The organism is Acinetobacter sp. ANC 4779, from assembly GCF_004331055.1.
Classification (GTDB): domain Bacteria; phylum Pseudomonadota; class Gammaproteobacteria; order Pseudomonadales; family Moraxellaceae; genus Acinetobacter.
In genome coordinates this window covers 17,824-33,178 of sequence record NZ_SJNU01000007.1, presented here as the reverse complement: position 1 = coordinate 33,178, position 15,355 = coordinate 17,824, and the positions used below count along the sequence as shown (strand labels likewise).

At 42.2% G+C, this 15,355-nt stretch carries 14 protein-coding genes and 2 pseudogenes; all 16 read left to right on the top strand.

Features of this window, described 5'->3' with window-relative positions:
- Positions 1-139 precede the first annotated feature (139 nt).
- Positions 140-1,849 carry an FAD-dependent monooxygenase gene (locus tag E0H80_RS09430; protein ID WP_131365215.1) on the top strand — a complete coding sequence of 570 codons (1,710 nt, stop codon included), beginning with the start codon at positions 140-142 and terminating at the stop codon, positions 1,847-1,849.
- Entirely contained in the window at positions 1,846-2,031 is a 186-nt protein-coding gene (locus E0H80_RS09425; RefSeq protein WP_131365213.1) for a hypothetical protein, read from the top strand. The genes E0H80_RS09430 and E0H80_RS09425 overlap by 4 nt, the downstream gene beginning before the upstream one ends.
- 184 nt (positions 2,032-2,215) lie before the next feature.
- Positions 2,216-3,532, top strand: a complete 1,317-nt coding sequence (gene fahA / locus E0H80_RS09420) for a fumarylacetoacetase (RefSeq protein ID WP_131365211.1) — start codon at positions 2,216-2,218, stop codon at positions 3,530-3,532.
- On the top strand, positions 3,519-4,169 hold the full coding sequence (maiA, locus tag E0H80_RS09415; RefSeq protein WP_131365209.1) for a maleylacetoacetate isomerase: 651 nt from the start codon (positions 3,519-3,521) through the stop codon (positions 4,167-4,169). The genes fahA and maiA overlap by 14 nt, the downstream gene beginning before the upstream one ends.
- Positions 4,170-4,190: 21 nt before the next feature.
- Positions 4,191-4,766, top strand: coding sequence for a VOC family protein (locus tag E0H80_RS09410; protein WP_131365207.1), 576 nt, complete (start codon positions 4,191-4,193; stop codon positions 4,764-4,766).
- A gap of 16 nt (positions 4,767-4,782) precedes the next feature.
- A complete protein-coding gene (locus E0H80_RS09405; RefSeq protein WP_131365205.1) occupies positions 4,783-5,484 on the top strand; it encodes a CoA transferase subunit A in 702 nt (233 codons plus the stop codon).
- Positions 5,485-5,487: 3 nt separating this feature from the next.
- A complete protein-coding gene (locus E0H80_RS09400; protein WP_131365203.1) occupies positions 5,488-6,135 on the top strand; it encodes a 3-oxoacid CoA-transferase subunit B in 648 nt (215 codons plus the stop codon).
- A 160-nt stretch (positions 6,136-6,295) separates the two neighbouring features.
- Positions 6,296-6,681: pseudogene (locus E0H80_RS16860) on the top strand (DDE-type integrase/transposase/recombinase); the annotation flags it as partial.
- 686 nt (positions 6,682-7,367) lie between these two features.
- On the top strand, positions 7,368-7,583 hold the full coding sequence (locus tag E0H80_RS09390; RefSeq protein ID WP_067869987.1) for a cold-shock protein: 216 nt from the start codon (positions 7,368-7,370) through the stop codon (positions 7,581-7,583).
- A 109-nt stretch (positions 7,584-7,692) separates the two neighbouring features.
- Positions 7,693-7,920 (top strand): hypothetical protein, encoded by a 228-nt coding sequence (locus E0H80_RS09385; RefSeq protein WP_131365199.1) that lies wholly within the window; start codon positions 7,693-7,695, stop codon positions 7,918-7,920.
- Positions 7,921-7,998: 78 nt separating this feature from the next.
- Positions 7,999-8,196, top strand: coding sequence for a hypothetical protein (locus E0H80_RS09380; RefSeq protein WP_131365197.1), 198 nt, complete (start codon positions 7,999-8,001; stop codon positions 8,194-8,196).
- A gap of 265 nt (positions 8,197-8,461) precedes the next feature.
- Positions 8,462-10,129 carry a ShlB/FhaC/HecB family hemolysin secretion/activation protein gene (locus tag E0H80_RS09375; RefSeq protein ID WP_131365196.1) on the top strand — a complete coding sequence of 556 codons (1,668 nt, stop codon included), beginning with the start codon at positions 8,462-8,464 and terminating at the stop codon, positions 10,127-10,129.
- Positions 10,130-10,193: 64 nt separating this feature from the next.
- A complete protein-coding gene (locus E0H80_RS09370) occupies positions 10,194-12,602 on the top strand; it encodes a filamentous hemagglutinin N-terminal domain-containing protein (RefSeq protein ID WP_131365194.1) in 2,409 nt (802 codons plus the stop codon).
- A 262-nt stretch (positions 12,603-12,864) separates the two neighbouring features.
- On the top strand, positions 12,865-13,578 hold the full coding sequence (locus tag E0H80_RS09365) for a hypothetical protein (RefSeq protein WP_228259975.1): 714 nt from the start codon (positions 12,865-12,867) through the stop codon (positions 13,576-13,578).
- 36 nt (positions 13,579-13,614) lie between these two features.
- Positions 13,615-14,032, top strand: a pseudogene (locus tag E0H80_RS09360) (DDE-type integrase/transposase/recombinase).
- A 640-nt stretch (positions 14,033-14,672) separates the two neighbouring features.
- Positions 14,673-15,224: a lipocalin family protein gene (locus E0H80_RS09350; protein WP_131365190.1), complete on the top strand. Its 552-nt coding sequence runs from the start codon at positions 14,673-14,675 to the stop codon at positions 15,222-15,224.
- The last annotated feature ends 131 nt before the right edge of the window (positions 15,225-15,355 follow it).

Genomic DNA, 15,355 nt, shown 5'->3' with positions numbered 1-15,355 from the left:
CAACCAGTTGTTTGGTTTTTAATATTGTATTATTCTTTAGGTTGATATCTTTAAGTCCAAGATCATGAATGAGAAGACAAGTTAAAAACTTATTCGCTTTAATTCAATAATCTTTTGAAAAAATTACAAGGAGTTCGACATGCATTTTCCGGAAACTCAAGCTAGAAAATCACTCTACTATCGCTATGAGGTTTATCCCTATTTTCATAGTCAGGAAGATACTGTAGCGGATGCGGATACGGTCACTGTTGTCGGTGCAGGTCCGATTGGGATGGCAAATGCGTTGTTATTGGCAAAACAGGGTGTCAACGTTATTTTACTGTCTTCAGAACAACAGTTATCTGAAGGCAGTCGTGCATTAGTCTACACAAAGCGTTCTATGGAAATTTTACAGGCAGCCGGTGCTGCTGAACGTATTATGAGCAAAGCTTTACCTTGGACGCATGGTAATTCAATTTATAAGGGGCAAGTGGCATTCCGTATGGCATCGCCTACTAATGAACATGATCAATTTGCACCCCTGAATAACTTGCAACAAAACTGGCTGGAGAGTTTTTTGCTCGACACCATTAAAGAACAAGACAATATTGAAGTGCGCTGGGGTAACAAAGTCGTTGCACATGAACAAGATAATGACAGCGTGACCTTGACTGTGCATACCCCTGAAGGCGAGTACAAACACGTTTCAAACTGGGTCGTGGCTGCAGATGGTGGTCGTTCACCGATTCGTGAAAGCATGAAGCTCTGGATGGAAGGTGCAAGCTACGAAGGTCGTTTCGTGATTGCAGATATTCGTATCAAACTGGATTATCCAACAGAGCGTCTTGCATTTTTTTCGCCAGACTGGAATCCGGGCAACACCATTTTAATGCACCGTGAACCAGATGATATCTGGCGTTTTGATTATCAGTTAGATCCTAATATTTCTCCTGAAGAAGCACTGAAACCTGAAAACTTGCATAAAGCGGTAAATGATCAATTAAAAATGATTGGCCAAGATCATCTTGACTGGGAAATGGACTGGAGTACGGTATATTCAGCACGTGCCTTAACTTTAGATAATTACGTGCATAACCGCATTATGTTTGTGGGTGATGCCGCGCATTTACTGCCAATTTTTGGTGTACGGGGTGCAAATACCGGTTTCCAAGATGCGCAAGACTTGTCATGGAAACTGGCTGCGGTGGTTAAAGGCTGGGCGCCTGAAAAATTACTTGAAAGCTATACTTTTGACCGTGTCGGTGCGGCACGTGAAATTATTGCTGAAGCAGGTAAATCAACACGCTTTATGGCGCCACCAACCGATGGCTTCCGTTTACTGCGTAATGCCGTACTGTCATTGTCACTTGAACATGAATTTGTTCGTCCCTTATATCACTGGCGTACTTCACGTCCACATGCTTACACCCACTCACCCTTGAACAGTCGCAATGATGACAATGCTCTCATGAATGAATTGACTGAAAACGGTGCGCTTATTCCCAACGTGAAATTTGCAGATGGCTCATTCTTATATGATTCAATCAGCGGCAAATTCTCGGCCGTGGTGCTCACCAAAAATGGTCAAGTGCCTGCGGGTTTAATTGCTGAAATGAATGCATTGAAACAACAGCGCATTCCTGCACAAGTGATTGCACTGGCGATTGATGGTCAAGCGGTGATTGATGCAGATGTGACATTTACCATTAATCCAGAAATTGCCAAAGAACGTTTCTTTGCCGATGCAGGTGCAATTTATTTGGTTCGCCCGGGTCACCATATTAATGGTCGTTGGCTGAGTTATCGTGAAAATGCCATTACTGAAACCTTAGATCAATTTACCCAGGGCGCAGAAGGAGTAGCAGCATGAACTCAATTTCGATTAATGATTTAGAAAAAGTATATGACCAACTGGCGGAAAGCATTGATGCTATTCCACAGGCCAAGCGTAAATTGTTTTTAGTGAAACTGGCTTTACTCAGCGCCAATCAAATTAAAGATGGCGCTGTATTTGCTCAATTAATCAATCAGGCAAAAGTTTTTGAAGACTAAAATTCCTAAGTCTTTTCTTAGAGTTTACTTGTTTTTTATGTATTGAATGAAATCAACAGACAAACTTGTAGTGTTGAAAATATATTCTTGCAAAGAAAATAGATATTAACCCGAAGTAATAAATTACGTTATGCATAATTAGATTACTTATTAAAATTAGTAATGATCAAATAGGAAGAGTCAGATGAAAAAAAAATTAGAATCATTTATTGAGGTCGCACAAGATTCGGATTTCCCCATCCAGAACTTGCCTTTTGGTGTCTTTAGTGCATCAGCTGAAGGCGAGCGTCGTGTAGGTGTCGCATTGGGCGAATGGGTGGTCGATCTTGCTGCTCTTGAAGCCAATGGCTTCTTAAAAATCAATTCAGGTGAAACTTACTTTAATCAACCGACATTGAATAAGTTCATTGAATCCGGCAAAGCCCACTGGTCTAAAGTGCGGGCCGAACTGCAAGATATTTTATCTGCAGATAATTCAATCCTGCGTGACAATCAAAGCTTACGTCAGCAGGCTTTCTTTAAACAGGCAGAAGTCACGCTGCATTTGCCGGTCCATGTTCCAGGCTACACCGACTTCTATTCATCGAAAGAACACGCGACCAATGTAGGCTGCATGTTCCGTGATCCTAAAAATGCACTTTTACCCAACTGGTCAGAACTTCCAGTCGGCTATAACGGTCGTGCCAGCTCAGTGATTGTGAGTGGTACTGATGTAGTGCGTCCATCCGGCCAGATTAAACTTGCAAATAGTGAACGCCCTGTATTCTCAGCTTGTCGCAAACTCGATTTCGAACTTGAAACGGGTTTCATTGTGGGCAAACCCAATAAACTCGGTGAACCGATCTCTATTGAAAATGCCTGGGATCACATCTTTGGCATGGTGCTGTTCAATGACTGGTCGGCACGTGATTTACAACAGTGGGAATATGTACCGCTGGGCCCATTCAATGCAAAAACCTTTGCATCCTCAATCTCGCCATGGATTGTGACCATGGATGCACTTGAGCCATTTAAAACCAGCTCACCTGTGCAAGAACCACAACCTCTGGCCTACTTGCGCGAAGACCATTCCAGCAACAGTTATGACATTAACCTATCTGTAGAAATTCAGGCAGAAGGTGCAGAACAAGCAGACGTGATCAGCCAAACCAACTTCAAATATATGTACTGGTCGATGTCTCAACAGTTAACCCATCACACCATTGCCGGATGTAACGTCCAAGTCGGTGACTTGATGGGTTCAGGTACGATTTCTGGCCCTACACCTGACTCTTATGGTTCTTTACTGGAAATTAGCTGGAATGCGACTCAGCCCCTGACGCTTTCCAATGGTGAACAGCGCAGCTTTATCCAAGATGGCGACACACTGACCATGAAAGGCTACTGTGAAAAAGATGGCTTACGCATCGGTTTTGGGGAAGTGTCTGGCACCGTGCTGCCTGCGGTTGAATTTGACTTCGCTGCCGATACTGCCGAGGAGCAACTCAATGAAACTGTATAGCTACTTTCGAAGTTCTGCGGCATACCGTGTACGCATTGCCTTGAACTTAAAAAGTCTGCAAGCCGAAGTGATCCCGGTGCATTTGCTTAAAAATGGCGGTGAACAGCATAGCGCTGAATACCGTCAGATTAATCCAAGTGAACTTGTCCCTGCTTGGGTTGAAGATGCGACTCAGGGTGGTTTCACCCTGACTCAATCTTTAAGCATCTTGGAATATTTAGAAGAAAAGCATCCAGAAACAGCCTTATTGCCTCAGGACATTGAACAACGCGCCTTGATTCGTGCCTTTAGCCAAAGTATTGCCTGCGATATTCATCCACTGAATAACTTACGGGTCTTGCAATATTTATCCGGCACTTTAGCAGTATCGGATGAGCAAAAAACTGCTTGGTACAGGCATTGGGTTGAAACCGGTTTTACCGGATTAGAAGCCCAGCTTAAAAATTCAAATGGCAAATTCAGCTTTGGCGAAACAGTCACTTTTGCAGATTGTTGCTTGGTGCCACAAGTGTATAACGCATTAGGTTTCAATATTGATTTAGCAGCTTACCCCAAAATTGCTGCGATTTACCAGTACTGCAATACGCTCCCTGCATTCCAGAATGCCGCCCCTGAAGCGCAAGCTGATGCAGCTTAAATTTTAAATAAGGATATTGATATGGCGATTCAAATTGAAAAAATTCATCACGTGGCTTACCGCTGTAAAGATGCCAAAGAAACCGTGCAGTGGTACAAAAAAAATCTCAATATGGATTTTATTTTGGCCTTTGCTGAAGACTATGTCCCTTCAACCAAAGCTTTTGACCCCTACATGCATTTATTTTTAGATGCCGGTAATGGCAACGTTTTGGCCTTCTTTGAATTGCCGACCCAACCGGAAATGGGCCGTGATGAAAACACGCCAAAATGGGTACAGCACATTGCATTAAAAGTAAAAGACCGTGCAGCGCTGCTTGAAGCGAAAGAACATCTGGAAGCCAATGGCAACAATGTATTGGGCATCACCAATCACGGTATTTTCCATTCTATCTACTTTTTCGATCCAAATGGTCACCGTTTGGAATTGGCTTATGACGATGAAAAAGCACCGGCAAAAATCGCCATGATTACCGAAGAAATGAAATACGACATGCTGGAAGAATGGAGTAAGAATAAACGTGCTCCGCACCACACCCATTTCTTGCATGCCGACGAATTAGAAAACAATTCAGCTACAGCAAAAGTTGATCACTGAGTTAAAGGATTAAAATGTGAATAAATTGGTGGTGAGCGCAGCACAAGCTTTAGAGGGTATTGTTGCTGATAATCAGACTTTAGCCGTAGGCGGTTTTGGCTTATGTGGCATTCCTGAAGCATTGATTGATGCATTAAAAGAAACGGGTGTGAAAGGTTTAACTTGCATTTCCAACAATGCCGGTGTGGATGATTTTGGTTTGGGTAAATTGCTGCAAAGCAAGCAAATCAAAAAAATGATTTCATCCTATGTCGGTGAGAACAAGGAGTTTGAACGTCAGTATTTAAATGGTGAACTTGAAGTGGAATTGACGCCTCAAGGGACTCTGGCTGAAAAATTACGTTCTGGCGGTGCAGGCATCCCGGCTTTCTATACGCAAACGGGGGTCGGAACCCTGATTGCCGAAGGGAAAGAAAGCCGTTTTTTTGATGGCAAAGAATATATTTTGGAAAACACCCTGACTGCCGATGTGGCTTTGGTGAAAGCCTATAAAGCAGATAAAGCCGGCAATTTGGTGTTCCGTAAAACAGCACGTAACTTTAACCCTGAATGTGCGGTTGCTGGCAAGTTCACTGTGGTTGAAGTTGAACAGCTGGTGGAAATTGGCGAGATCGATCCGGATGATATCCATCTGCCCGGTATTTACGTCAACCGTATCGTTATCAATGCAACGCCTGAAAAGCGCATTGAACAAATGACCTTAAAGGTGGAGGCTTAAATCATGGCTTGGACACGCAACGAAATGGCACAGCGCGCTGCGCTCGAGCTTGAAGATGGCTTCTACGTAAATTTAGGCATTGGCTTGCCGACCTTGGTTGCCAACTATATTCCTGAAGGCATTAATGTCTGGTTACAGTCAGAAAATGGCTTACTCGGTATTGACGAATTTCCAACTAAAGACACAGTCGATGCCGACCTGATTAATGCCGGCAAGCAAACGGTCACGGCTCGTCCCGGTGCTGCATTTTTTTCCAGTTCAGAATCCTTTGCCATGATCCGTGGCGGTCATGTCAATATTGCGATTTTAGGTGCCATGGAAGTGTCTGAAACGGGTGATCTTGCCAACTGGATGATTCCGGGTAAAAAAGTCAAAGGCATGGGTGGTGCCATGGATCTGGTTGCTGGGGTACAAAAAGTCGTGGTGCTGATGGAACACAATGCCAAAGATGGCAGCCCGAAAATCGTGAATCAGTGTGCACTGCCTTTGACTGGTAAAGGCGTTGTACATCGTATTATCAGTGACTTGGGTGTGCTCGATATTAGCGTTGAAGGCGTCAAACTGGTCGAACTTGCCAAAAATGTCACTTTAGAGCAGATCAAAGCTGCTACAGGCGTCGAGCTGATTACCAATCCACTAGATGCTGCATAAATGTAGAACTCATGCATAGACCAAAGCAGCTTCGGCTGCTTTGGTTGTATTTATTCTGCTGAAATAATGAGATACAACATGAAAAAAATTGTAATTGCTGCAGCCAGCCGTACCGCAATGGATAGTTTCCAATGTGGACTCTCCGCACTCACAGTGCCATATTACCTATATTCGTACTCATGAAGGATGGGTGTATCTTGCAGTTGTGATTGACCTGTTTTCACGTCTAGTTGTGGGTTGGTCTATGAAGTCGAGAATCACAACAGATCTAGTTCTAGATCCACTATTAATGGCCATATAGCAGACAAAACCACAGAATAAAGTTCTGATCCACCCTAACCAGGGCAGCCAATACACTAGTTATGAATGGCAGACATTTCTCAGACATCATAATCTTGAAAGTAGTATGAGTCGTCACTTGCGCAGTACACTGCTCATGTCATGATAAGGTTGTATCCGAGAGCTTCTTTTCAGCTACTAAAGCGAGAGAGGATTAAGAAGAAAATATATACCTCAAGAGCTGAAGCAAGATCAGATATCTTGAATATGATGGTTAGATGTGTCTAGAATTTTGGTGGTTATTCATTCTTTTGTCAGAGAAGTGCTTAGATAGTTGAAGTTTTTAATAGAAATAGGGGATGATAGCCTCCATTTTTTACTTGGTACAAGAGACTTTATATTAGATAAAAAGAAATATTGTTTATTATTTTATCAGTATAACTCAATAGAAAAAAACCGCCTGTTATGCGGTTTTTTTCTATTCGACTTAACTATTGAGCAATAAATAAAGTGGTTAAATTTGGAGGTGGATTGATTCTTTGCATATGGGGAAAAACCATCATTCCCGAAATTAAAAAAGCCAATATTGTTATTACAGAGCTATATAAACGCATTCATTACTTATCATACTTACTAGATCACCAGGGTAACCTTATCTTGTTACATTTACAATATATAGTTAATCTTATTGAAATAACTAACTTTTTTAATGGATCTTTATTTTTTTATAAGATATATAAATATATATATAAGAAAACTTGATAATTCATGTTTTTAGTGTATAGTTAATTTAACTAGAAAAAAGTCTTGTTTCGGTAAATCTTCTTTAAGTATCGCAGTTTTAGTCATAATCCTTCGTTTTTTCAGATTTTAAGTTTCATTCTTTATTATTTTCAAAGTTATATTCAGTCAATAAAATGGCTAAAAATTATTAAAAATCAGTAGGATTTATTATGTCTAATTCAAATGTTGTTAAAGGTACAGTAAAGTGGTTCAACGAAACTAAAGGTTTCGGTTTTATCCAGCCAGAATCAGGTCCAGATGTTTTTGCTCACTTTAGCGAAATCGCCAGTTCAGGCTTCAAAACCTTAATGGAAGGTCAGCAAGTTGAATTCAGTGTTACTCAAGGTCAAAAAGGCCCAAATGCTGTAAATATTGTTGCTGTATAAGTAAGAATAAAGATTAAAAAAGCACTTAGATGTGCTTTTTTATGGTTCAAAATTTAATTTTAAAGTTGTTTTCCGTATTGGAAAAAAGTATTAAAAAACAGGATATAAATTGTTAAAAATAAATGATTTAATTGCTAAATCTAAAAATGGTACCGAAATTATAGTGTCTTTAATTCCCTTAAATAAAATGCAAAATACACGTCAGGGTTTTAAAAAAATTGAAGTAGGGAAAAAGGTTCTGCTTCAGTCTGGGGCTGAGGTTGATTTAAATTTAGATGGTCGTTCATTTTATACTTCTTTACATCAGCTTTTTAAGTTAAATCATAAAGTTATTTGAATAAAATTAGATAGATATAAAACATTTAATTTAACATCATCGCTTCATCATAATCATAATATTATACAAGGTATATTCATGCTTAAACAAAGTATCAGCGTAAAAGATCAGTTTGGGATTAAACACTCTATTCAAGCGACAGTGGATCACCATTTTGCGAATACGCAATCTTATTCCAATGTGAAACATATTACAGTTGAAGGTGAAGATATTCGTCCGAGTTTTGAAATGTATTTTCAAAGTACCTTAAGTGGAAAAATTTTTAAAATTGTCTAGATAAGCCAAATTTTGCTTAAGCCCCTGTCTCCTAATACTGATTATAGCAAGGCAGATCATAAAACTTTTCTCAAGCTTCTTATCACTTCTACCCGTAAATTTACACTGAAAATATACTCTTCTTGAATCAGGCACTTGCCACGTACCTGCTAGCTGCTGTAACGCACAGATGCTATCCCGGCACTCAAGATGGATTTCATTAGTTAAGCTTAAAATTATTTTAAACTTAAAATTTAGTCATATGGGTTATTCGCCCAGGGGAATTATGTTAAATCAAAAAGTATGGCCGCTCGCAATACTGGCATTGAGCCAAAGTGTATTAGCTGCCCAGCCACCTAGTGCTGGCAGCCAGTTGCAACAAATTCCAGCTTCACCTATTCCACAAAAACAACAACCCATAATTAGCCTTGTACCGAGTGAAACAGCAGCAACCCCCCAATCTGACAATGTCAAAATTAATGTTAAAAGCCTTCAAATTACTGGAATGCAGTCTTACTCTGAAGCTGAATTACTGAAACTCACCCACTTTAAACCCAATAGCGAACTCAGCCTGTCGGATCTGCGCGCAATGGCAGCCAGCATTGCGAACTACTACCATAATAATGGGTATTTTGTAGCGCAAGCTTATTTACCCGCCCAAGATATTGAAAATGGCATCGTCACTCTGGCCGTGAGCGAAGGTGAATACGGCAAAGTTATTGTGCGTAATCAGACCAATCTATCGAATGGCTTAGTGGCGAGTCAGCTTAAAGGCATTAATAGCGGGGATACGATTACCAATGCCCCACTTGAAAGTCGCCTGCTCTTGCTTTCTGATATTGCCGGCGTAAATGTCAATTCAACATTGGCACCGGGTGCAACGGCAGGAACGTCTGATTTAATTGTAGATGTAAGCCCGGCACCACGGATCAATGGCAGTATTGATACAGATAACGCAGGCAATCGTTACACCGGTGAAAATCGAATTGGCGCGACAGTAAACGTGAACAATTTAGCCGGGCATGGTGACATTGCCTCATTACGTGTACTGACATCGGGCAAAGGCTTAAATTATGCCAGAGCCGCTTATCAAATGCAGTTCGCTAAAGCCACCGCAGGTGTAGCTTATAGCTGGTTAGAGTACGACCTTGGCAAAGAGTTTAAAACTTTAGATGCCCATGGGGATGCAAAAATCGCCAGCATTTATGGCAGCTATCCATTAATGCGTTCACGCAATACTAATCTGTATGCCGATATTCTGTATGAAAATAAAATCCTACAGGATCGAATCGACGCAATCTCTATGGTGACCGATAAAAAGGTCAATGCACTGACGGCTGCTTTACGTGGTAACCATATAGATAATTTGGGTGGTGGTGGATTAAATAGCTATTCATTAGCTGCGACTTTTGGTGATCTCAATATCCAAACTCCTGCTGCCTATCAAGTTGATGCACTCACTGCACATAGTGATGGTCATTATAATAAATTGGCACTTAGCGCCAATCGTCTCCAACGCGTGACCAATACTGTCTCGCTCTATGCTGGGTTGAATGGTCAGTTGGCATCAAAGAATCTTGATAACTCGGAAAAAATGGGATTAGGCGGCATGAATGCAGTGCGGGCTTATCCTGAAGGCGAAGCCTATGGTGATCAGGGCTATGTACTGACAGTAGAAGTCAGAAAAGATTTACCCCAGTTTTCTGAGCAAATACCCGGTCAAATGCAATTGGTAGGCTTTATTGATACTGGCCGCATCAATATTGATGAAACCACTTGGACAACTGGCGATAACACTAGAACGCTGAGTGGGGCAGGTGTTGGCATAAACTGGATGGATTACAATAATTTTGCGATGAAACTTGCTTACGCGCACAAATTGGGCAGTGAAAAGGCAATATCTGCGCCTGACAAAAGCGGTCGTTTCTGGGTTCAGCTGGTCAAATACTTCTAAGTTCTTGCTCATAAAAAAGCAAACGGCATTGAATTCATAAATTAAAGAATAAAGGAACGACAGCATGAATCGCATATATAGATCGATTTGCAACCTAAGGACTGGTACATTTATAGCCGTGTCCGAGAACGCGCGTAGCGCAGGCAAAAAGTCATCGTTATGTAATACGATGAGCAATAGCAGTGTAGATTTCGCCTTAAAAACCTTAGCCGCGTCACTCTTTGTGGTGTGCGGTACTAGTCTGGCGTATGCACAACCCGTGGGTGGTGTGATATCGGCAGGAAACGCTAACATTAGCACTTTGCCGGGCAATATGACGATCCAGCAAAACTCACAGAATGTGGCGATCAACTGGCAAAGCTTCAACATCAATAGCGGTGAGTCAGTTAATTTTGTGCAACCCAATAGCAGCGCCATCGCACTGAACCGCGTTCTGGGTTCTGATGCATCCAGCATTATGGGTAACCTGTCAGCGAACGGTAAAGTATTCCTGATCAATCCCAATGGTGTGTTGTTTGGCAAGACTGCATCCGTCAATGTGGGCGGACTTGTGGCGTCTACGCTTAATATCAGCGATGCTGATTTTATGGCAAATAACTATAAATTTTCTGGTACAGAAACTGGGACGGTGCTGAATCAGGGTAGCATTAATACTACCGATGGTGGCTTTGTCGCACTATTAGGTGCCAACGTCAGTAATCAAGGCGTGATTGCAGCCAAACTTGGCACAGTTGCTCTGGCAGCAGGTAAAGCCATGACGCTGGATGTTGCGGGCGACAAGTTACTGAATATCGTGGTCAACCAAGACGTGGTCAATGCACTGGTTGAAAATGGTGGGCTGATTCAAGCCAATGGCGGTCAAGTGCTCATGACCACTCAAACTGCAGGAAGTCTACTCCCCAATGCAGTCAACAACACTGGGGTGATTCAAGCACAAACCATTCAAAATGTTAAAGGCACGATTAAACTGCTAGCCGGCATGCAAAATGGTAGCACGCTCGTTGCAGGAACAATTGACGCGAGTGCGCCGACAGGTGGTTCGGGTGGTGTCATCGAAACCTCAGCGGCAAAAGTGAGCATTAGCGATACTGCCAAGATTACCGCCTTGGCACCTTTAGGCCAGACTGGAAACTGGTTAATAGCATCACAAGACTTCAATGTCGGTGGTGACTCAACAGATAATATTTCAGGGGCAACCCTGTCAGATTTACTGGTGACTAATAGTGTCATTATTAGTACCTTAGCTGACCCTGATACTACTCAGGCTGGTACACCCCCAGTAACAAATCTGAATACCGCAATAGTGGGTAATGGTGACATCAACATCAAGCAGGCAGTCAGTTGGTCAGCCAGTTCCAGCCCCACAACCCTGAAATTGCTTGCTGGTGGTGATGTCAACATTAACCAAGCCGTTACTGCAACCAATGGTAATTTTGAAGTGTGCTGTGGACGCGACATCAACGTCAATGCACCGATTACCACAGTCAATGGCAGTGTTTTACTGGCTGCTGGCCATAATATAAACATGAATGCCGCAACCACGACGACTGATGGCAACATTACCTTCTGTGCAGAAGAAGATATTCATATAAATGAAAAAATTACCTTGACCCGAGGTACAACCATCCCAGATCAAAGCCTTGGCCTTCCTTTGGGCTTAGTGCTTAGTGCGGGTTATGGGGCGAACAAACCGGGTATTGATGGCGGCACAGTGATTTTTGCGCCACTTGCGCCACCGATCACTGTAACAGGTCCAAATGCACCCGTTACCATTAACTATAATCCGGTCTCTTATACAGCGCCTACCGATTACGCTAAGAACTTCGTACTCACTGACGCTAAACTGACACAACATATGTTGGTCTATGCAACCGGTGGTGATAAAACATTGGATGGTTCAAATAAAACCACGCTTACGGGGCTTATCGGTAATCCTTTAGGCGTAAGCTTAGTTGCAGGCCCAAATAGCTCAGCTAAATTTGATGATGCTACTATAGGCACAGATAAAACCATCACTTTTGATGGTTATAGCCTTGCTGGTTTAAATGCGAGTGATTTTGCCTTGGCTGCTGATTGTTGTACTGGTGTACGCACAACCACTGGAACGATATCAGCTGGCGGTGTGCCACCAGTTGTTGTTCCTCCGGTAACTCCGCCTGTGGTCGTACCACCAGTTGTTGTTCCTCCAGTCACTCCGCCTGTGGTTGTACCACCAGTTGTTGTTCCTCCGGTAACTCCGCCTGTGGTCGTACCACCAGTTGTTTTTACGCCGGTCATTCAACCGACTCCACCAGGGAAATTGCCACCCGTCATCGTGGTACCTCCATTGCTTACAGTTTTACCACCAGCCGAATTGCCATCTGTAGAAGTATCAGTACCTCCTGTGGCTGTTCCACCTAAAACCGTAGTTGTAACGCAACCGCCTGTAACCTACGTGCCGCCCGTTTATCTACCTAAGCAGGATCGCAACTAATGCTTTTTTAAGTTTAATTTTAGATCGGTCATGGACTGCATGAAATTAGATGGTAGCGAAACACCGAGCAAAGCCTGTCGATAAAATCTAATCGGCAGGAATTACTTTTGAGTAATCAGGTAATCCAATGAAAAATTTTATAAAAATAAGGCGAATAGGTGCTAAAAAATTGTCGTCAGGGATTATATTTAGCAGACTCATACAATCGGCAGCGCTTATGAAAAGTCTGCGGCTGGGCCTGGGTGTGATATTGGTTGGCTGTATGACGAGTCCAGGATATGCTGCCGGGACTCAGGAAGCGGGAATACCGGTCATTCCAGTTGTGGCCAATCACTCTAGTCAATCTCCAATTCATGCAGTACCAGTTGGCTCACCAATAGCCAAGCTCAGTCCCAAACGCGCCAACTTTAAACAGGAAACTGGCACCCAAGCTTCTGTATATTTAGCAGATTGGGTGCTTGATTCAGGGGATAATCAGCAGATGCCTTTTGTGATTGTGGATAAAAAGGCAGCCAAGGTTTATGTGTTTGATGCATTGGGGCAATTAACGGGTACAGCACCTGCACTTCTTGGCTTAGCATTAGGCGATAATTCAATCCCTAATATTGGTAACATGGCCTTAGTGAATATTAAACCAGAACAACGTACTACGCCTGCTGGTCGATTCGTCGCAGCCTTGGGTAAGAACATACAGAATAAAGAAATTTTATGGGTAGATTATAATGCGGCAATCTCATTACATCGCGTTGTTACCTCGTCTCCTAAAGAACGTCGCTTGCAGCGCTTAGAATCCCAAAACCCTTTAGAACGTCGAATTTCGTATGGGTGTATTAACGTTCCCGTCAAGTTTTATGACCAAGTGGTAAGTCCAGCATTCACTGGAACAAATGGAATCGTCTATGTGTTACCCGATACGCGTTCGATCCAAGAAGTTTTTGGATCATATAATGTCGCAGATCGCGCACTTGAGCAGTAAGGCACTGATGCAAATAGGGATCTGATTCGAAGATAAGTGGACTGGTCTAAATTTTGTGTAAGTACTTGGGCTGTGCGCTATTGTCACTATGGCATTAGCTATCGTGAACTTGAGGCAATGCTTGCCGAACGTGGTGGGAATTCAGCATAGTGTTTTCTTGGAAAAATTTTAAATCATGTGAAGAAGTGGCAAATTCCCCAAGTGATCAACACGGATAAAGCACACACATGTGGAGATGCTTTATCACGGTTAAACCGGCAAAAAAAATGTCCAGCAGACCTTGAGCACAGGCAGATTAAATACAAAAATAACGTGATGGAATGTGATCATGGCAAGCTAAAGTGGATCATCAGGGCCACTAGGATTCAAATCCATGAAGACAATTTAGGCCACAATTAAAGGTATTGAAGTGATGCGAGCACCACGTAAAGAATAAGCTTGGTCATTTTCTTAGGGTCAGCCTCAGGGTGAAGTGTATTTAGTGAATAGAGTTTTCGGTCTCTAAGTCCTTTTTAAAGGAAGCATCATCGAATCAAATCCCTATTTGCGACAGTGCCCTTTGATGAAAGGTCTGCACAAGCTATATTTATAGATGGACTCAACCCCTTTACATGTCTGTAAAAATCAGCGCATCCAGCGTCATAAATTCTGAGTTACCCGAGCAGAACAATTTTCAACCTATATTGTAAGCGATGATGGCATTTAAGGCTGAATACTATGCCAGTGGCATTCAAATAGATGAAAATGAACTGAGTGATGCTCAGTTTTCAAGTTTGCTCAGTGAGCACAGATTCCATTCTAGGGCAGCATCGCTTGTGCCATGTTCATGCATTTGCTGAATGGAACACCTAGGGCAAATGATATCAACGCATGGCTTCGAATTAGGAAAATTCGTATCAGTCTTTTTTGCAAAGTAGCTATATTTATAACATTTGCCAAAACCTTAAGCTGTTTTGCAAAGTAGCTATATTTATAACATTTGCCAAAACCTTAAGCTGTTTTAATTCCAGATACTGAATTTCATGTACTTCTCTTCACGCTTTGTTCACATATGCTGGGGTTATCTTAACTACAGGATTAAATAAGGCTGGAAAATGAATACTCTATTAAAGTCAATTGCGGGTATGGCACTGGCGATTATCGGTTTAAACTTATCTGTTAACGCTCAAGCGGAAACGACTGCCCCCCAAGCGGTAGACAAAGTCGACATTCAACAGTATGCCGGTAAGTGGTATGAAATTGCACATCTACCGATGTATTTTCAACGTAAGTGTGTTGCCGATATTACCGCCCAATACAGTGTAAATGCTGATAAAACGATGGGCGTATTAAATAGCTGCCGTATTGCAAGCGGTGAAATGATCAGTTCCGAAGGGGTTGCCTATCCGCAGAATGAAGGGAATAGCAAACTTAAGGTGAGCTTTCTGCCTAAGGGCTTAAGATGGTTGCCATTTACTAAAGGTCATTATTGGGTATTACGCATCGACCCTGACTATAAGGTTGCACTGGTGGGTGGGCCAAGCGATAAATACTTATGGATCTTATCTCGTGAGCCTCAGATAGAAGAGGCGACTTATCAATCTTATCTGCAAACAGCACAACAGTATGGCTATGACGTCAGCAAGCTGGTCAAAATGCCGCATTAATCTTCAAGCCCTTTGCCGAGCTGCCAACATCTCCCTTCACAGTTCGGCTTTTTTTTATTCTGCTTCACATAAAATTGATATCAATACGATTAAACTGCTTGAAAGAAAATAGAATATTTTGCCATTAGGAT